An 18,723-nucleotide genomic window follows, 5' to 3' on the forward strand; every position below is an offset into this window, starting at 1 on the left:
AGCAATTACTTCGCTTTAGGTCTAAACGGTTTCATTACCGACTCATCGCATTCAAGGAAAGGTCCGTCCATTAAATCAATACAATAAGGGATAGCTGGGAATACCGCATCTAAACATTCACGGATAGATTTAGGTTTACCCGGTAAATTTACAATTAATGAATCCGCACGTAAACCCGCAGTTTGGCGAGATAAAATAGCCGTTGGTACGAATTTTAATGACTCTGTACGCATTAACTCACCAAAACCAGGCATCATACGATCACACACAGCTTCTGTTGCTTCTGGTGTTACATCTCGTTTAGCTGGACCAGTCCCACCTGTTGTTACGATCAAACTGCAGTTTTGTTCGTCAGCCATTTTAATCAAGGTTGCTTCAATCACATCTTGCTCGTCTGGAATAACTTCATAAACAGGTTCCCACTCCGAAGTCAGGTACTCGTTTAATACATCGATAATGGCTTTACCAGAAAGATCTTCATAAATGCCAGCACTGGCTCTATCACTTACTGTCACAATACCGATTTTAGCTTTAGTCATGTTTATCCCATATAGCATATTTGATTAATGCAGCAATTTTAACCGAACTGCCTTGATGTGTAAAACCAACGAGTTGATCTGCCTCAAACTATCGGGGGAGAGTTTATAAAATCCTGATTTAGATCATTATTATTGGGGTTAGCTATCGCACATACATTACTTTATAGGTACATTCCGCTGTAATAAAACATTATTTTAAACGTTAAATTAATGTTAACAAAATTCATTACAATTAAGAGGTTTCAATGTTAGAGTTATTCATTGGTTTGATCGTCACGGTGGCCGTTGGTTACTTCATCGTGAAGGAATATAAAGCGGCAGGTGTATTGCTCACGGCCGGTATCACACTACTCATTATCACCGGATTACTCGGTAAACAAATTCTGCCATCAAGTGTCGCAAGTACCGGGAATATCCTGACAGATTCATTGGAATTTGTTAAATACATGCTGAAATATCGTGGTGGCGGTTTAGGTATGCAAATTATGTTGTTATGTGGTTTTGCCGCTTATATGACAAAAATTGATGCTAACAATGTGGTTGTTAAACAATTCTCTAAACCTTTGTCATTTATAAAATCACCTTACATCCTACTTGTTGCCGCTTATATCGTCGCTTGTTTAATGTCACTAGCGGTAAGCTCTGCGACTGGGCTAGGTGTATTATTAATGGCAACTTTATTCCCGATGATGACTGCGATGGGCATATCTCGACCTGCTGCGGTGGCCGTTTGTGCGTCACCTGCAGCTATCATTCTATCGCCAACGTCTGGTGATGTTGTTATCGCAGCAGAAAAATCAGGGTTATCGCTAGACGTATTTGCTGTTCAAACTGTACTACCTGTATCAATCTGCGCAATCATTGTGATGGCGGCGGCTGCATTTTTCTGGAATCGTTATTTAGATAAAAAAGAAAATACGCCAATGGAAAAAACCGATATATCAGAGATTGTAGTAACAGCACCAAATTATTATGCATTCCTGCCATTTTTACCTATTTTCGGTGTGTTTATATTTAACGGCTCAACCATTGAAGGGTTAACGCTCGATATTTATACCATTGTTGTGTTCTCTATCTTTATTAGTGCGATTGTCGACTTTATAACTAAACGCTTAAACGGCAGAGCAACATTAGAAGATTTAGAATCATGCTACCAAGGTATGGGCGATGCATTTAAAGGCGTCGTAATGTTGTTAGTTGCAGCCGGTGTATTTGCGCAAGGTCTAATGTCTCTTGGTGCTATTGATAATTTAATCGGTCTTGCTGAAGCAGCCGGTGCAGGTGGTTTTGCATTAATGCTCATGTTGACCGCGCTAACAGTTGCAGCTGCAATTGCGACTGGTTCTGGTAATGCACCTTTCTATGCATTTGTTGAATTAGCCCCTGCCCTTGCCGGTAAAATGGGCTTAAATCCCGCATTCTTGATCATTCCTATGTTACAGGCATCGAACCTTGGTCGTACAGTATCACCTGTTGCTGGCGTGATTGTTGCCACAAGTGGCATGGCTAAAATCAGTCCATTTGAAGTGGTTAAACGTACCTCCGTACCTGTTCTCGCCGGTTTAATCACTGTGATAGCGGGCACCATGGTGCTTGTACCTATGTATGCCTAGTTAATGTATGCCTAGTCAATATAACCTTATTTTTATCTAAGGTTAGTTAGGCGTTCAAACCTGAACTGTTAAGTTTGAACTCATTAAAAGTAAATCAATCATAACGTCATTATTTGAAGGCTAGGCATCACTGTAAATAAGGTGATCGCCTAGCCTTTTATTTTAGCGCGGAAAAAGTCAAAGCAATCTTAAATTAATTATCTCGATAGGATTTGTTATACTGACTCATTAATTAAGTTGAAGCGAATAGAGGATAAACAAAAAGTGAATTATCAAGCAGCTATTTTTGATATGGACGGACTACTTCTCGACACTGAACGCGTGTGTAAAGGTGTGTTCGAAGAAGCGTGCGCCTCATTATCTATTCCTTTTTTAGAAGATGTCTACTTAGATATTATCGGTCGAAATGCCCAAGGTATTGAACAAGTTCTTCGCGCGGGTTACGGTAGCGATCTTGACTACCCAGTCCTTCATGAAGCATGGCGTGTACGCTACAACGCAGTGGTTAAGCACCAAGCAATCCCGGTAAAAGAAGGGGTTGTTGAGTTATTAACCTGGCTAAAAGACAAAAATATACCGACAGCTGTCGCCACATCAACGCAAAATGATGTAGCTAAAATAAAGCTTAAATTTGCAGGTCTCGATCATTTCTTTGATAACCTTACGACTGGTTGTGAAGTTAAAAACGGTAAGCCAGATCCTGAAATTTACTTACTTGCCGCAAACCGTTTAAATATTAAACCTGAGTATTGCTTGGCTTTTGAAGATTCCAATAATGGTGTGCTTGCAGCCGTCAGTGCCAATATGCAAACATTTCAAATACCCGATCTAGTACAACCCAGTGCAGAAATATTAACATTAGGCCATACGGTAACCAGTTCTTTATCAAACGTCTTAGCAACATTAAAGCAAGCGTAATTCGTCGCGGTATAATCGCTCAATCATCCCCCTCTAATAACACTTCTGCTTAAAATAAACTAAGATTATCAATAGTAGGTTATTAGAGGTGAATGCCATGTCTGTATTCAACGAAACAGTACGTCGAAAAGGTCAAGCCGAAGAAGACATCTTCTTTGCAAAGTTAGATCTGGAGTTGATTGCCGAACTACACAAAAAATACGATGAAGCTCAACAAAACATACCAGAGAAAGTACCAACGGATCCAGGTTATGAGCGTTAGCGTTTAGCGCTCGCTCACAGAGTATTTAACCGAAAACCGTATTTAATCAAAAATAATAGAGACTAATGTTGTACTAGCGACAAGAAAAATAATTATACCAGCCATTACATATTTGAATAATTGATGAAGTCCATCATCTAAAATTGTTTTTGGACAGCTTGATTCTAATGCCTCCAAGTACTGCTGATTATCAAAATCTGCCGGCACTCTTTTATATTGTACATATCGGTGTAAATTAAACCTCGCAATTGCTGCAAACAAAAAACCCGATAACATAATGACGCCCAGCATCCAGTCAAAATCAGCCATAACTTTTCCTTAAGTATAGATAACAAAACAATAATATAGTTTATTCAAAACTCTTTTATTTACAAAAACAGTATCATTAAGTTATAACATCATTGCATTAAAAAAGTGTTAAGCAAGAGTTAATATTTAACTAATAATCATTTTATAATAAATAAAAAGGCCAGAATGAATAATCATTCTGGCCTTCACTGTCAATATGCTATTTACTGCTAGTTATCTTTTTAAATAAAGACGTTATACTCAATATTTACAGTGCTGTCTCTAAAATCTGACGGCTTACTTCCAAAGTGATATTTTTACGTTCACCCAATGCTACCATGCCGTGCTTCTCTAACTTAGCCATTAAATTATCAATATCAGCAGATGTGATACCCGCATCAGTAAGCGTTGTAGGAACTTGCATTACTTTAAAGAATGCTTCTGTTTTAGCTATCGCCAGGTCGATTTTTTGATCTTCATCAGTAACAGTAATGTTCCAAACACGCTCTGCATATTGTAGTAATTTACTGCGTTTGTCTTCGCGCATGACTTTCATTACTGCAGGTAACACAATAGATAAACTACGTGCGTGATCAACACCATGTGCGGCAGTCAGTTCGTGACCAATCATGTGCGTAGCCCAATCATGTGGTACACCTGCACCGATAAGACCATTTAGCGCCATTGTTGCAGACCACATAATGTTACCGCGGATATCTAAGTCATCTTTGGTTTCAGGCTTTAATGCTTTTGGCCCTTCTTCAATAAGCGTCAATAATAGACCTTCAGAAAAACGGTCTTGTACTTTAGCGTTGATGCTATAAGTCATGTATTGTTCCATCGTATGAACAAAGGCATCAACAACACCATTACTGATTTGACGATCAGATAGACTCAAGCTAACAGCAGGATCAAGGACCGCAAAACTAGGACGCACTAGTGGACTACCAAATGACAACTTACTGCCATTACGGGTAATAACAGCGCCGCCATTTGACTCAGAGCCAGTTGCAGGCAAGGTTAAAACAGCGCCCAATGGCAAGGCTTTAGTAATCGGTGCGTGTTTGCTAAGAATGTCCCAAGCATCATCGCCTGCAAATACAGCCGCTGCAGCAATAAACTTGCTACCATCTACAACAGAACCACCACCGACAGCAAGAATGTAATCCACATTATGCTCATTAATAACATCGACAGCTTTAATTAATTGGTCATATGTTGGGTTAGGTTCGATACCTGAAAATTCAACCCAGTTATGTTCAGATAATGCAGCAACAACCTGATCATAAACACCGTTTGATTTAATCGAACCACCACCATAAGTTACTAGTACTTTAGCATCTAATGGAATTTCTTTGCTTATCGCTTTAATTTGGTCATCACCGAAATGAATGCGAGTTGGGTTTTGAAACGTGAAATTCAACATGTTTATTTCCTAATATTAAGCGTGTGCGATTAGTTTTTCAGCCACTAGAGCTGAAGACGCTGGGTTTTGACCTGTAATGATTAAACCATCTTGTACAGCAAACGGTGTCCAATCAGCAACTTTCTGATAGTCACCGCCACGCTTTACAAGCTCATCTTCTAGCAAAAATGGTACGATATCAGTCAATTGTACCGCATCTTCTTCAGTATTTGAAAATCCTGTAACAGCTTTACCCTTAATTACATACTCACCTTCAGCTGTCTTCACATTTAGCAGTGCCGCTGTTGCATGACAAACCGCTGATACAGGTTTGTTGTTGGCAAGGAATGCAGAAAGTAAATCAATTGATGTTTCGTTATTCGTTAAATCCCAAAGTGGACCGTGACCGCCTGGGTAGAATACCGCATCAAAGTCTTGTTCTTTTACGTCAACAAGTTTAACCGTTGTTGCAAGTACTTGTTGTGCGACTTTATCCGCATCAAAACGACGAGTTGCATCTGTTTGCATGCTTTCATCGGCACTTGCTGGATCAATCGGTGGTTGGCCACCAGCAGGTGAAGCTAGGGTAACCTTCATGCCAGCATCAAGAAATACATAATAAGGTGCGGCTAGTTCTTCAACCCAAAAACCCGTTTTCTTGCCTGTGTTACCTAAATCTGCATGTGATGTTAATACAACTAAAATATTTTTAATCATGATAATTCCTTTGACTTTAAGTGAGCTGAATCTAGTGACTAGATAGCTGTGTAATGAATAGCTGTGTAATTAAAACAACTGCCGTTACTTGGTAACAGCGAATGGAGACAGTCTATACTCCAAAGTAAAACCTAACAATGCAGAGTAAACTGACTACACTGTTCAGTTTTTTGATACAATAGGTTTTCGTATCTGCATCTATATGGCGTCTATTTATGAATGTTTCTTTTGAGCAACTAAAAAGTATGGTTGTTTACGCACAGATTGTCGAACAAGGTACACTTTCTGCTGCAGCAAAGCATTTAAGCCTTTCTCGTGCAGTGGTCAGTTACCATCTTAAAAAACTAGAAACACAGTTAGGGTTAAAATTACTTAACCGAACCACACGTAGCTTTACCCTCACCGAAGCTGGGCAACAGTACTACCAGCATTGCCAAGAAATTGCCCATCAGGCTGAAGCCGCAAATCAACAAATAGAAAACTTTAAACACGAACCCGAAGGGTTATTAAAGATAACGTGTCCGGTCAATGTTGGATTACAGATCATTGTTCCGGCCTTAAACATGTTCAAGATCCAATTTCCGAAGATTGAATTGGACATAATGCTGACCGATGATATCGTCAACATTATGCAAGAAGGAATTGATCTGGCGATCAGGGGCGCTCCATTAGTTGATTCCGGATTGCAAGCACGAAAACTAATTTCAATGAGAACCTGCTTATGTGCATCGCCTGATTACTTAAACAAATATGGTAGACCGGTTTCCCCAACTGAACTTGTCGAACATAATTGGGTATTATATAAATTAAGCTCGAGTACCTTAACGCTCACCAAAGGGACCCGTGCTTATAGTGTTAAACCCAAAGGGAGCATCAGTACCAATAATGCAGCAGCACGTACCGCATTTGTTGAAGGTGGTCATGGTATTGCGCGAATTCCGCTTTACGACGCAGCACCGAGGATTTCCTCAAACAAACTCGAACGACTACTGTCTGATTATGAATTAACAAACATTGAGCTATACGGTGTTTTTCCGCCGGGAAGCGCGGGTTCGAAAAAACATAGGGTGTTACTGGCTTTCTTAAAGGAACATTTCAATCACTTAGCGAAAACTATGTGACCGAGATCGAACTATTACTTTTTAGGCATTATTAATCAAGTCTAAACCTCTCCAAAGCAAAGTTTGAGGCTAGACTTAAAATTAGTTTAAACAAATGGAGATAAACCAATGCAAGCAGTCGCATTTATTGATGAGAAATCAGCCCTATTAACTGACAACGTAAATCAATTTCTCATGCATAAAATAAGTTACAACGTATTAAGTAACTTGGTATGGGATGTTTTACAGGATTGGCAATCTCTGGATGTCGTTGACGAAAAAGTCTCAAGTGAAAAAGAGCAGACCTTTTGGTTTCTCATTTTTGAATTACATTATTGGGGAGAAGAAAAGTTAGAGAGTGATACTGAGTTACGTAAAAATTTATATGCCTGCGCATTGTATTTAGAACGTGAACAAGAATTACCTAAGCATTGTATTGGTTTACGACCAAACAGATTAGTTTCAGAAGAAAATTCAACAACTATGGAGCAAGATATCGTTACCTCACGTTAGACCCTAAGTGAGAGGTTACTAATAAACATGGATAATAATAAGATCCTTATTCCAACATCATAAAAAACCCCTTAGAAATTAACATCGCTAAGGGGTTCATCGTTTAATAAACGTTATTTACTATTCATATTTACTATTCAGGCTCATCAGCAAGTTGAATCCGTGCTAAACGGTCAAGCTCTTCTTCACGAGCAGCATTAATCTCTTCTAAAATACCCTCTACATCTGCAGATTCAGTGTCTTCAACAAACTCACCGGTCAATTTAACGTCCGTAGTCAGTTCACCTAATTCGTACAGCGCCCACATTTCTTTAGCATACTTTGTTTCAAGTAGCTCTGGAGCATATTGTCCATAATATTGTGTCATATTATCAACATCACGTTCGAGCATCCACTTGGCATTATTGTTTGCTGATGCATCAACGGCTTGGGGTAAATCAATAATAACAGGCCCATGTTCATCAACAAGGACATTGAATTCTGATAAATCACCATGAATAAGACCATCGCAAAGCATTAATCTTACATAATGGATCACTTTATCATGGTCTATCACAGCTTGTTCTGCGCTTAATGCAACATCACCTAAACGGGGTGCAGCAAAGCCATTTACATCGGTGATTAACTCCATGAGCAATACACCATCAAAACAACCGTAAGGTTCTGGTACACGAACGCCAGCGTTATCTAAGCGATATAAAGCATCAACTTCTGCATTCTGCCAGACCTTCTCTTGCTCGTTTCGACCAAAGTTAGAACCTTTTTCCATCGCTCGAGCACGTCGACTATTGCGGACTTTACGACCTTCTCGATATTGCACAGCTTGTTTAAAACTGCGTTTGTCTGCTTCTTTATATACTTTAGCGCAACGAATAGACTGGCCACAACGCACTACATAAACCGTAGCTTCTTTACCACTCATTAATTGACGCATAACTTCGTCAACGAGCCCGTCATCAACCAGAGGTTGTATTCTTTGAGGTACTTTCATTCAGTCGCTATCCCCTAGTTCACTGTTAGCTGAAATATTTGAATACTGGATGATAACATTAAGTTAAATGGTTTTGGAATAGCGCCAATGATTAGCGCTATAATTGTTTAGAAGTTAAACATTATTATTTTTTCTAGAAAGGCGTAAACCAGCGAGCCCTAGCGCTAAAATAGCAATGCTTGCTGGCGCAGGCACAGAGACTAACGTTGAGTTAATACTGAAGTCATCCACCGTAAACCACCACGCGTATTATCAAGGTATGATACATCCATAAAACCAACGTCAACCCATGCCATCGTTGCGCTAACCGCTATATACCATTAATAACGATCCAAGATGCCAATAGATTGAAATTCATATAATAATTTAATGATTATAAATTTACCTTTACCTATGTGTAAATATTATCGACATTGTTTTATATGACACCCTTTTAAACCACTAATGAGTTACCAATTCTAGAGTCTAAATTGATCACCAAACTGGTCACAAAACTGTTGTGCGCGACACTTAAAATTATATGTTCCATAATGCTCAATAAATTGTAAAACGCCACCGGTCCAAGCAGGAAACCCTAATCCAAAAATAGAACCAATATTAGCATCGCGTGTACTTGTCACGACCCCTTCTTTATAAGCCCTGAGTGCTTCGATAGACTGCACAAACAGCAAACGGTCTTTCACTGTGTCTATATCCCAATTATCTTGAGTTGGAAATACATCAACTAACCCAGGCCATAGTTGCTTCGGCCCTTGCCCACTGTAATCATAGAAGCCTGCACCCGCTAACTTACCAAAGCGTTTTAATGCCAAAAGCTTATCTAAAACAGCATCAGCTGGGTTATCAACTCGCAATTTTCCTTCGGCTTTAAAATCTAAGCGAGCTTGATTGCGGACATTATCAATCAATGACAAGCTCACTTCATCGATGATAGCTAACGGCCCTACTGGTAATCCAGCTTGAATGGCCGCATTCTCAATCACTTCAGCAGGAATACCCTCACTTAACATACGCATACCTTCCGAGACATAGGTAAAGAATATTCGCGAGGTAAAAAATCCTCGGCAATCGTTAACGACAATAGGTACTTTACCAATTTGCAATACTAAGTCATAAGCGGCAGCCAATGTCGCTGTTGATGTCCTATCGCCTTTAATAATCTCGACCAACGGCATTTTATCTACCGGAGAAAAGAAGTGTAAACCAATAAAGTTTTCAGGTTTTGTTGAGGCGGTTGCTAAACTTGAAATCGGTAATGTCGATGTGTTGGATGCCATGATTAGATCATCACCAACGGCGGCTAATATCTCAGTGATAGCTTGAGACTTTACTTTACGGTCTTCAAATACAGCCTCAATGACCATGTCACAACCGATTAAATCTGCGGGTTCTTTCGATAGAATAATACGTTTTAAAATTGCGCATTTATCTTCATCTGCCAATGTACAGTTAGCCAATATAGACGCTGTGTATGACTTGGCAAACACCGCTTTTTCCAAACTGATATCTTTTAATATCACCGTGATGCCATGACTCGCTAGCGCATAAGCAATTCCAGCCCCCATCATACCAGCACCTAATACGCCGATTTTACTGAAGTGCGTAATCGAATGATCGACAGGTCGTGATGCCCCCGCTTTAACTTCATTATGCTGATGCCAAAACGTATTAATCATATTCTTAGCCACTTGACCACGAATGACATTCAGAAAATAACGGGTTTCTATTCTTAACGCTGTTTCGACATCCACTTCAGTCGATTCAATCATGACTGATAAGATAGCTTCGGGCGCCGGGAGGTTACCTTGTGTTTTTTGCTTTAACATTGCAGGTGCTTGCACTAGCAGATTGGCGATACTGGGGGTATTTACATTTCCGCCGGGTAATTGATAATTTTTTACATCAAAAGGTTGGTACACAGTTTGTTGTTGCGACAAGATCCAATTTGTTGCTTGCGCCATCATTTGTACCCTTGATGTCGATATTTGATTAATCAGGCCAAGTTTAAAGCCCTCTTCACTGTCAAATTGTTTACCTTTTAGCAGATACGGCATTGCTGCTTTAAATCCTAACAAGCGAGTCATTCTGACAACGCCACCAACACCCGGTATTAAGCCTAAAGTGACTTCCGGTAAGCCGAGCGTGACTGCAGGCAAACTTAACTCGGTATTTTTTACCAACGCAACACGATAATGACAGGCTAGTGCTAATTCCCAGCCACTGCCAAGTGCCGCACCATTAATGCAAGCAACAACCGGTTTTCCACCTGTTTCTAACCAGCGCATTGCCTCTTTCAGCGAGGACAATAACTGGAAATTTTCCTCAACTCCTTGATCTGCACTTTGACTCAGTTCCGTTATATCACCACCAGCAAAAAAACTTTTTTTAGCAGAACGTAAGACAACACCTGTGAACGTCATCTGTTTAAGCTTATTAATTGTCGTCACATAGTCATCAATAAAAGCACGATCAAGTAAATTCACCTTTGAACCCGATTTATCAAAAATTAAATGCACTATCCCAGCATCATCTTGCTCTATTCGAATTGATGACGTAACTAGAATTAATGACATAGTACTGATTAATGGCAAAGTTCTGATTAATGGCATAGTTATCCCTCTACACGTTCAATAATTGTTGCTATCCCCATGCCTCCACCGACACACAAGGTTGCAAGGCCACGTTTCAAATTACGTGTTTCTAATTCATCTAATAACGACCCTAAAATAATCGCGCCAGTTGCACCTAGCGGATGCCCCATCGCAATCGAGCCACCGTTGACATTAACAATATCAGGCGAGATATTCAGTTCATTCATAAACCGCATTACAACAGCGGCAAACGCTTCATTAACCTCAAACAAATCAATATCGTTAATAGTTAATCCTGCTACTGCTAATGCTTTTTTTGTTGCAGGCACCGGCCCAGTTAACATGATGGTAGGATCTGCACCAACCACAGCAGTCGCAACGATTCTGGCTCTGGGTTTTAAACCCCATTTAACGCCAGCTTCAGCACTACCCACGAGTACTAATGCGGCGCCATCAACGATGCCAGAAGCATTACCCGGCGTATGCACATGTTGAATTTGACAGACTTGTGGATAACGACGTTTAGCGACACTATCAAACGTTGTTTGACCAATATAAGCAAAAGCCGGTTTTAATTGTGCTAATGAAGTAATAGAACAATCAGCTCGAACTAGCTGATCTTTATCAAGTAATAACATGCCATTGCGATCACATACTGGCACCACCGACTTATCGAATGCACCACGTTGCCAAGCCGCAGCAGCTCGCTGATGAGAGCGCGCTGCAAATTCATCAACATCTTCACGGCTATAACCATCAAGCGTAGCAATTAAATCGGCACCTATACCTTGTGGCATATAATCAGTGGCTAAGCTGGTTTCAGGATCCATCGACCAAGCACCACCATCAGCGCCCATTTTGACCCGAGACATGGATTCAACACCCCCAGCGATCACTAAATGCTCCCAACCAGAGCGGATTTTCATCGCCGCCATATTGACAGATTCAAGCCCTGAGGCACAAAATCGATTGATACTTACTCCCGCGACATTGTCTTTCCAACCAGCAACAAGCGCCGCGGTTTTGGCTATATCAGCGCCTTGGTCACCAATTGGCGTCACGCAGCCTAAGACAATGTCATCGACTGCGTCGGTATCAAAGCCATTTCGAGCTTGTAAATGATTAAGTAAATCAGCTAAGAGATTGACGGGTTTAACTTCATGCAAAGCACCACTGGGTTTGCCCAAACCGCGCGGCGTTCTAATTGCGTCGTAAATGAAAGCTTGAGGGATCATGAATTACTCCTAAATACTTATTTAAGTCTTACTATACGCTTTAGTATTAACAATACGTTAGACCCACCTCAAAAATAGCACAATACTTTACCAATTACCGAACATACCATTAACACTATGAATTATAGATAAAACACAATCTGATTTGCGCTATACTGTCTATCACTTACTGTACTAACCTAACAATGACAAATCAGATATGCCTCTTCGCGATTACCAACAAGCAGCTGTTGATGCCGCTTTAGCTCACTTTAGAAAATCGGATCAACCCGCAGTTATCACGCTGCCAACAGGCGCAGGTAAAAGTCATGTACTGGCTGAATTAGCCAGACTAGCAAGACACCCGGTACTGATCCTTGCCCATGTAAAAGAGCTGGTGGAACAAAATCACAGCAAGTTTGAACATGACGGTTTTGAAGCGGGTATCTTTGCGGCCGGATTAGGCAAAAAACAGCATGGTCTTAAAACCACCTTTGCCAGTGTGCAATCACTGAGTCGCAATCTGGATAAGTTTGATGGTTTCTTCTCCTTGCTGATTATTGATGAATGCCACCGCGTCAGTTTAAGTGAAGACAGCCAATACCAAAAAGTCATCAGCCATTTAAAAAACACCAACCCAAAACTAAAAGTACTTGGCCTTACAGCAACACCTTACCGTTTAGATAAAGGCTGGATATACAAAAAACATTATCAGGGTTATGTCAGAACAGAAGACGATACCCCGTTTGAAAGCTGTATTTTTGAATTACCGCTACGCTATCTCGTACAAAAAGGGTTCTTAACCACACCAACCGTGATCGATGCACCCGTTGCCCGTTATCAGTTTGATGATTTGCCACAAGAATATAATGAAGTACAACTGGATCAATTTTTAGCGAAGAGCCCACGTGTAACCCATGCGATCTGTAAGCAATTAATCGAGCTTGCAGCCAATCGTGAGGGCATCATGATCTTTGCTGCTAGTATCAAACACGCAAAAGAAATATTTAAACAATTACCTGACGAGCAAGCCGCTATAATCACAGGTAAAACCTCGATCAAAGAACGTGATGAACTTATTCGTCAGTTTAAAGCCAAGGAAGTTAAATACCTCGTTAATGTGTCAGTATTAACCACAGGTTTCGATGCTCCACACGTTGACGTTATCGCCATTTTACGCCGAACAGACTCCGTCAGTTTGTATCAACAAATAGCGGGTCGTGGCTTACGTCTTGCTGAAGGTAAAACCGATTGTTTAATTATTGATTACGCGGGTAACGGATTTGATTTATACCAACCTGAAATTGGCTCAACCAAACCCAACAGCAATAGCGATCTTGTACAAGTACCCTGCCCAAGTTGTGACTTTGCCAATTTATTTTGGGGGATCACTGATGCAGATGGAGACATCATTGAGCACTATGGTCGCCGCTGCCAAGGTTTAGTTGAGGACAGCAATGGCAATGAAGCGCAGTGCAACTATCGTTTTAAATACAAGCAATGCCCGCAGTGTAATGCCGAGAATGACATTGCCGCCCGAGAATGCCAACAATGTCACGCAGATTTAATAGATCCTGACAACCAACTGAAAAAAGCACTGCAATTAAAAGACCGTAAAGTGCTGCGCTGCTCAGGAATGTCAGCACAAGCCGATGGCGATAAAATCAAACTTAATTATCATGATGAAGATGGTGATGTTGTTAAAGAAACTTTCTATTTCAGTAACAACAAACAACGCCAACGTTTTTTCAGCATCTTTTCAAGAACAGTAACAGGCAAAACAATCACGGCAACGACAGCCGAACAAGTAGCGGCTGAAATTCAAGGATTTGTGCCACCGGACTTTGTCATTGCGAAAAAAGAAAAGTACTTCTGGAAAATTGAACACCGTATATTTGACTACAAAGGAAATTATCGAAAAGCTAATCAACAATAACCAATCAATAATAAATTGAACTAAACTAAAACGAGTTAAAAACGACCTTCAACGACTAAGTTTAAACCAGTCGGCTGTCACTCTTTTAACATTCTTGTCAATATAAAATACTAGTAAAACTACCTATTTAGTAAATATACGTAAATAACCTATTTTAATAGACAAAATACTTGATTGAGATTGGTTAACATCTAAAATAGCTATATCAAATACACCTCTGAACGAGTGTTCAGCTAAAGTCAGCGGCATCGATGCAGCATGGACAAGCTCAGTTTCATATCAGAATTTATAATATATGTATAACACCCCGGAGTTAACCTAGTCATGAAAAAGTGGACCTTAGCCATGTTACTAATCGCACTAGCCTTGTTTGGCAGTGTGATTGGTTTTAATATTTTTAAAGAGCAAAAAATTGCTGAATTTATGGCCAATAGACCTGAACCGGAATTTCCAGTTACCGTTGTCGATATCAAGACTTCAGATTGGATCCCGACTATTCAAGCGATTGGTTTTATCGAACCTAACCAAGGTGTAGAAATTTCTAACGAAATCGCGGGTAAAATTGATCGCATCTCATTTGACTCAGGTACCAAAGTAACTAAAGGTCAATTACTGGTTAATCTAGACTCAAAAGTGGAACGTGCAAATCTTAAGAGCTCACAAGCTAGACTTAACGCAGCAAAATCTAAATTCTTACGCTACGAAGCGCTTTACAAAAAGAATGCCGTATCAAAAGAAGCATTGGACGAGTCTGAAGCTGCATATTCTTCACTACTTGCTGATATTGAAAGTCAAAAAGCAGTGATTGAACGTCGCCAAATCACAGCACCGTTCGACGGTGAAGTTGGTTTACGTAATGTATTCTTAGGTGAGTTTTTATCTGTAGGCACATCAATCGTTCGTTTAGAAGATAGTAGTGTAATGCGTCTTCGATTCACCGTTCCACAAACTCAAATTTCAAAAGTTTATTTAGGTCAAGTTGTTGAGATTTTTGTTGATTCTTATCCTGAAACAGCATTCAGTGGTAAAATTAGTGCTATCGAACCTGCTGTAAACTATCAAAGTGGTTTAATTCAAATCCAAGCCGATATTCCAAACAACGATTCACAACTTCGTTCAGGTATGTTTGCACGTGCAAATGTCATCTTACCAACAGTCGAACAGCAAATTACGGTTCCACAAACCGCGATTACATTTACGCTTTACGGTGACAATGTATACATCGTTCGTGAAGACGAAAAAGGCGACTTACGTGTAACTCAATCGGTTGTCAAAGTGGGCGAGCGTATTGATGCAATCGCTCATGTATTGAAAGGCGTTAAAGCCGGTGACAAAATCGTCACATCAGGTCAAGTACGTTTAAGTAATAACGCGAAAGTGCGTATTATTGAAAACGATACGTTGGAAGTACCAGCTGAAACACCAATGCTTTAATCGGAGGATACATGCGCTTTACTGATATTTTTATCAAGCGTCCTGTTCTAGCGGTATCTATCAGCTTTTTGATTGCGTTGCTTGGTGTTCAAGCAATTTTCAAAATGCAGGTTCGAGAATACCCTGACATGACCAATACGGTTGTTACCGTAACAACTGGCTACTACGGTGCTAGTGCCGATTTGATCCAAGGCTTTATTACTCAGCCCTTAGAGCAAGCGGTAGCCCAAGCCGATAATATCGACTTTATGACATCATCAAGTGTATTAGGTAGTTCAACTATTACCATTACGATGAAGCTAAATACCGATCCGAATGCGGCACTGTCTGATATTTTGGCTAAAACGAACTCGGTTCGTTCACAATTGCCAAAAGAATCTGAAGATCCAACCGTGACTATGTCTACGGGTTCAACCACTGCAGTAATGTACATTGCCTTTAGCAGTGATGAACTATCTTCGAGTCAGGTGACCGATTATCTTGATCGTGTAATCAACCCACAGCTGTTCACCATTAATGGTGTATCTAAAGTAGACATGTATGGTGGTATTAAATACGCACTACGTGTTTGGTTAGACCCATTAAAAATGGCAGCTTATGACCTTACCGCAACCGAAATTATGGGTGTACTGAATAGTAACAACTATCAGTCTGCAACAGGTCAAGCTATTGGTGAATTCGTGCTTTACAATGGTAATGCCGATACCCAAGTAGCTAGTGTTGAAGATCTAGAACGTCTTGTTGTATCAACAGATAAAGGTCAAGTGATTCGCTTAAGTGACATTGCAAAAGTGTCTTTAGAGAAGAGCCATGACGTTTATCGCGCATCAGCAAATGGTAAAGAAGCCGTTGTTGCTGCCGTTAATGCTGCACCAACAGCAAACCCAATTAACATTGCTGCTGACGTATTAGAATTATTACCAGAACTAGAACGTAACTTACCGACAAACATCAACATGAACGTGATGTATGACTCAACAGTTGCGATCAATGAATCAATCAAAGAAGTAATTAAAACCATTATCGAAGCAGCACTTATCGTTATCGTGGTAATTACGTTATTCCTTGGTTCACTGCGTGCCGTAATCATTCCTATTGTAACGATTCCATTGTCACTTATTGGTGTTGCTATGGTTATGCAGATGTTTGGTTTCTCTTGGAACTTAATGACACTGCTGGCGATGGTACTGGCGATTGGTCTGGTTGTAGATGACGCGATTGTGGTATTAGAAAATATTGACCGTCACATCAAACTCGGCGAGTCCCCTTTCCGAGCCGCCGTGATTGGTACACGTGAAATAGCCGTACCAGTTATCGCAATGACATTAACACTGGGTGCAGTATATGCGCCGATTGCGTTAATGGGTGGTATTACAGGGGCATTATTTAAAGAGTTCGCGCTTACCTTAGCGGGTGCAGTATTCATCTCTGGTATTTTAGCACTGACATTGTCACCAATGATGTGTTCTAAAATATTGTTAGCAAACGCAAAACCAAACAGATTTGAAAAAACTGTACATGCTTTCCTTGAGCGTATGACTAATCGTTATGAGAAGATGATTAGTGCAGTAATGCACAAACGTCCAGTAATGATTGCATTTGCTCTTATCGTATTCGCAGCAATGCCAATGTTATTTAAATTTATTCCAAGCGAACTTGCACCGTCGGAAGACAAAGGTGTAATGATGATGATGGGTACTGCACCATCAAATGCTAACTTAGATTACATTGAAAACTCGATGAGTGAAGTGAACGCAAAGCTAAACGAACAACCTGAAATTGCTTATGCTCAGATCTTCTCTGGTGTACCTAGCTCAAACCAAGCATTAGGTATTGCATCGCTAGTTCCTTGGAGCCAGCGTGAAGCAAGCCAAGCTGAGGTTGTTAAACGTGTAACAGGTTTAGTTAAAGATGTACCGGGCATGTCGGTTATTGCTTTCCAAATGCCTGAATTACCAGGTGCAGGTTCAGGCCTACCCGTTCAATTTGTGATTACGACACCGAATAGTTTTGAAAGTCTATTCCAAGTAGCAACAGACGTATTGACGAAATTACAAGCTAACCCGCTCTTTGTATATTCGGATTTAGATCTTAACTACGATTCTGCAACAATGAAGATTAACATTGATAAAGACAAAGCCGGTGCTTACGGTATTACCATGCAAGACATTGGTATAACCTTAAGTACGATGATGTCTGATGGTTACGTTAACCGTATTGATTTAAATGGCCGTTCTTACGAGGTTATTCCTCAAGTTGAACGTAAATACCGTTTGAATCCGGAGTCAATGAATAGCTACTACGTACGCGCAGCTGATGGCCGCGCAGTACCACTAGGCAGCTTAATTACCATTGATGTAGTTGCAGAACCACGTTCACTTCCTCACTTTAACCAACTTAACTCAGCAACAATTGGTGCTGTACCTAGCCCTGGTGTAGCGATGGGCGATGCAATTTCATGGTTCGAAAATACAGCTTCAACGATGCTTCCAAAAGGTTACCGTTATGACTTTATGGGTGAATCACGTCAGTTCGTAACTGAAGGTAGTGCTTTGTATATGACCTTTGCGCTTGCATTGGCTATCATTTACCTTGTACTTGCGATTCAATTTGAATCAGCGCGTGATCCTTTAGTTATCATGGTATCTGTACCACTTGCTGTATCTGGGGCGTTAGTATCTCTGGCTTGGGGTCTATCAACCATGAATATCTATTCTCAGGTTGGTTTGATTACCCTCGTCGGTTTGATTACTAAGCACGGTATCTTGATCTGTGAAGTAGCAAAAGAAGAACAGTTACATCACGGAAAGAACCGAACAGATGCTGTAATTGAAGCGGCTAAAGTACGTTTACGTCCAATTCTAATGACAACAGCAGCAATGATTGCGGGTCTTATTCCGTTAATGTATGCCACTGGTGCAGGTGCAGAACAGCGCTTTAGTATTGGTATTGTGATCGTATCTGGTCTTGCTATCGGTACATTGTTTACACTATTCATCTTACCGGTAATTTATTCATTCCTTGCGACTGAACATAAACCATTACCGACATTCGTTGAAGACGAAGAATTGGAAGAAAGTGATAAGCAACATGCTATTGAATGTGCTAAAACTGCTGCTGAAGTAAAGCCAGCAATCTAATTTAAACATGATAATGCAGTAATCAATATCTAATTAACATGGATTAGATATTGATCTAAAGA

The 18,723-nt window shown here is 40.3% G+C and carries 16 protein-coding genes; 8 read left to right on the plus strand and 8 right to left on the minus strand.

Translation table 11 applies throughout. The features are described 5' to 3' along the window. Positions 1 to 5: 5 nt before the first annotated feature. Complete coding sequence (mog, locus tag A923_RS0102470; protein ID WP_017220062.1) at positions 6 to 539, minus strand: molybdopterin adenylyltransferase; 534 nt, start codon at positions 537 to 539, stop codon at positions 6 to 8. A gap of 245 nt (positions 540 to 784) precedes the next feature. On the opposite strand from mog, the gene dcuC reads away from it, so the two are divergent. The 3 genes from dcuC (at position 785) to A923_RS23060 (ending at position 3,332) form a co-directional block, all read left to right on the plus strand. Next, positions 785 to 2,152: an anaerobic C4-dicarboxylate transporter DcuC gene (gene dcuC / locus A923_RS0102475; protein WP_017220063.1), complete on the plus strand. Its 1,368-nt coding sequence runs from the start codon at positions 785 to 787 to the stop codon at positions 2,150 to 2,152. 264 nt (positions 2,153 to 2,416) lie between these two features. Further along, a complete protein-coding gene (locus tag A923_RS0102480) occupies positions 2,417 to 3,070 on the plus strand; it encodes an HAD family hydrolase (RefSeq protein WP_017220064.1) in 654 nt (217 codons plus the stop codon). Positions 3,071 to 3,167: 97 nt separating this feature from the next. Continuing rightward, positions 3,168 to 3,332 (plus strand): hypothetical protein, encoded by a 165-nt coding sequence (locus A923_RS23060; RefSeq protein ID WP_017220065.1) that lies wholly within the window; start codon positions 3,168 to 3,170, stop codon positions 3,330 to 3,332. A 42-nt stretch (positions 3,333 to 3,374) separates the two neighbouring features. Here A923_RS23060 and A923_RS0102490 read toward each other — a convergent pair whose 3' ends face one another. From A923_RS0102490 to A923_RS0102500, 3 genes are all read right to left on the minus strand, one after another. Further along, positions 3,375 to 3,641 carry a hypothetical protein gene (locus tag A923_RS0102490; protein ID WP_017220066.1) on the minus strand — a complete coding sequence of 89 codons (267 nt, stop codon included), beginning with the start codon at positions 3,639 to 3,641 and terminating at the stop codon, positions 3,375 to 3,377. 247 nt (positions 3,642 to 3,888) lie between these two features. Beyond that, positions 3,889 to 5,046, minus strand: a complete 1,158-nt coding sequence (locus A923_RS0102495) for an iron-containing alcohol dehydrogenase (protein ID WP_017220067.1) — start codon at positions 5,044 to 5,046, stop codon at positions 3,889 to 3,891. Positions 5,047 to 5,061: 15 nt separating this feature from the next. Beyond that, the gene (locus tag A923_RS0102500; protein WP_017220068.1) at positions 5,062 to 5,742 is read right to left on the minus strand and encodes a type 1 glutamine amidotransferase domain-containing protein; all 681 of its coding nucleotides are present in this window, start codon (positions 5,740 to 5,742) and stop codon (positions 5,062 to 5,064) included. A gap of 215 nt (positions 5,743 to 5,957) precedes the next feature. Here A923_RS0102500 and A923_RS0102505 point away from each other — a divergent pair, with 215 nt between their 5' ends. Together A923_RS0102505 and A923_RS0102510 are read left to right on the plus strand one after the other, a co-directional pair. Next, on the plus strand, positions 5,958 to 6,863 hold the full coding sequence (locus tag A923_RS0102505; RefSeq protein WP_017220069.1) for a LysR family transcriptional regulator: 906 nt from the start codon (positions 5,958 to 5,960) through the stop codon (positions 6,861 to 6,863). A gap of 108 nt (positions 6,864 to 6,971) precedes the next feature. Continuing rightward, entirely contained in the window at positions 6,972 to 7,355 is a 384-nt protein-coding gene (locus A923_RS0102510; RefSeq protein ID WP_017220070.1) for a hypothetical protein, read from the plus strand. A 133-nt stretch (positions 7,356 to 7,488) separates the two neighbouring features. Here A923_RS0102510 and A923_RS0102515 read toward each other — a convergent pair whose 3' ends face one another. From A923_RS0102515 to A923_RS0102530, 4 genes are all read right to left on the minus strand, one after another. Continuing rightward, the gene (locus A923_RS0102515; protein ID WP_017220071.1) at positions 7,489 to 8,346 is read right to left on the minus strand and encodes a PA4780 family RIO1-like protein kinase; all 858 of its coding nucleotides are present in this window, start codon (positions 8,344 to 8,346) and stop codon (positions 7,489 to 7,491) included. A gap of 114 nt (positions 8,347 to 8,460) precedes the next feature. Then, positions 8,461 to 8,577: a PEP-CTERM sorting domain-containing protein gene (locus A923_RS22700; RefSeq protein ID WP_083849947.1), complete on the minus strand. Its 117-nt coding sequence runs from the start codon at positions 8,575 to 8,577 to the stop codon at positions 8,461 to 8,463. A gap of 227 nt (positions 8,578 to 8,804) precedes the next feature. Continuing rightward, positions 8,805 to 10,955 (minus strand): 3-hydroxyacyl-CoA dehydrogenase NAD-binding domain-containing protein, encoded by a 2,151-nt coding sequence (locus tag A923_RS0102525; protein WP_017220073.1) that lies wholly within the window; start codon positions 10,953 to 10,955, stop codon positions 8,805 to 8,807. A gap of 2 nt (positions 10,956 to 10,957) precedes the next feature. Continuing rightward, positions 10,958 to 12,172, minus strand: coding sequence for an acetyl-CoA C-acetyltransferase (locus A923_RS0102530; protein WP_017220074.1), 1,215 nt, complete (start codon positions 12,170 to 12,172; stop codon positions 10,958 to 10,960). A 199-nt stretch (positions 12,173 to 12,371) separates the two neighbouring features. On the opposite strand from A923_RS0102530, the gene radD reads away from it, so the two are divergent. From radD to A923_RS0102545, 3 genes are all read left to right on the plus strand, one after another. Beyond that, the gene (gene radD, locus A923_RS0102535) at positions 12,372 to 14,087 is read left to right on the plus strand and encodes a DNA repair helicase RadD (RefSeq protein WP_017220075.1); all 1,716 of its coding nucleotides are present in this window, start codon (positions 12,372 to 12,374) and stop codon (positions 14,085 to 14,087) included. A gap of 324 nt (positions 14,088 to 14,411) precedes the next feature. Further along, positions 14,412 to 15,521, plus strand: a complete 1,110-nt coding sequence (locus A923_RS0102540) for an efflux RND transporter periplasmic adaptor subunit (protein ID WP_017220076.1) — start codon at positions 14,412 to 14,414, stop codon at positions 15,519 to 15,521. 11 nt (positions 15,522 to 15,532) lie between these two features. Beyond that, positions 15,533 to 18,661, plus strand: a complete 3,129-nt coding sequence (locus tag A923_RS0102545; RefSeq protein ID WP_017220077.1) for a multidrug efflux RND transporter permease subunit — start codon at positions 15,533 to 15,535, stop codon at positions 18,659 to 18,661. The last annotated feature ends 62 nt before the right edge of the window (positions 18,662 to 18,723 follow it).

The sequence above is a fragment of the Moritella dasanensis ArB 0140 genome, assembly GCF_000276805.1.
In the GTDB taxonomy this organism is placed as follows: domain Bacteria; phylum Pseudomonadota; class Gammaproteobacteria; order Enterobacterales; family Moritellaceae; genus Moritella; species Moritella dasanensis.

What these genes read in the sequence shown, in the direction of transcription:
- mog (WP_017220062.1), bottom strand. Translation starts at nt 539, where the DNA reads ATGACTAAAGCTAAAATCGGTATTGTGACAGTAAGTGATAGAGCCAGT.
- dcuC (WP_017220063.1), top strand. Translation starts at nt 785, where the DNA reads ATGTTAGAGTTATTCATTGGTTTGATCGTCACGGTGGCCGTTGGTTAC.
- A923_RS23060 (WP_017220065.1), top strand. Translation starts at nt 3,168, where the DNA reads ATGTCTGTATTCAACGAAACAGTACGTCGAAAAGGTCAAGCCGAAGAA.
- A923_RS0102490 (WP_017220066.1), bottom strand. Translation starts at nt 3,641, where the DNA reads ATGGCTGATTTTGACTGGATGCTGGGCGTCATTATGTTATCGGGTTTT.
- A923_RS0102495 (WP_017220067.1), bottom strand. Translation starts at nt 5,046, where the DNA reads ATGTTGAATTTCACGTTTCAAAACCCAACTCGCATTCATTTCGGTGAT.
- A923_RS0102500 (WP_017220068.1), bottom strand. Translation starts at nt 5,742, where the DNA reads ATGATTAAAAATATTTTAGTTGTATTAACATCACATGCAGATTTAGGT.
- A923_RS0102505 (WP_017220069.1), top strand. Translation starts at nt 5,958, where the DNA reads ATGAATGTTTCTTTTGAGCAACTAAAAAGTATGGTTGTTTACGCACAG.
- A923_RS0102510 (WP_017220070.1), top strand. Translation starts at nt 6,972, where the DNA reads ATGCAAGCAGTCGCATTTATTGATGAGAAATCAGCCCTATTAACTGAC.
- A923_RS0102515 (WP_017220071.1), bottom strand. Translation starts at nt 8,346, where the DNA reads ATGAAAGTACCTCAAAGAATACAACCTCTGGTTGATGACGGGCTCGTT.
- A923_RS0102525 (WP_017220073.1), bottom strand. Translation starts at nt 10,955, where the DNA reads ATGCCATTAATCAGAACTTTGCCATTAATCAGTACTATGTCATTAATT.
- A923_RS0102530 (WP_017220074.1), bottom strand. Translation starts at nt 12,172, where the DNA reads ATGATCCCTCAAGCTTTCATTTACGACGCAATTAGAACGCCGCGCGGT.
- radD (WP_017220075.1), top strand. Translation starts at nt 12,372, where the DNA reads ATGCCTCTTCGCGATTACCAACAAGCAGCTGTTGATGCCGCTTTAGCT.
- A923_RS0102540 (WP_017220076.1), top strand. Translation starts at nt 14,412, where the DNA reads ATGAAAAAGTGGACCTTAGCCATGTTACTAATCGCACTAGCCTTGTTT.
- A923_RS0102545 (WP_017220077.1), top strand. Translation starts at nt 15,533, where the DNA reads ATGCGCTTTACTGATATTTTTATCAAGCGTCCTGTTCTAGCGGTATCT.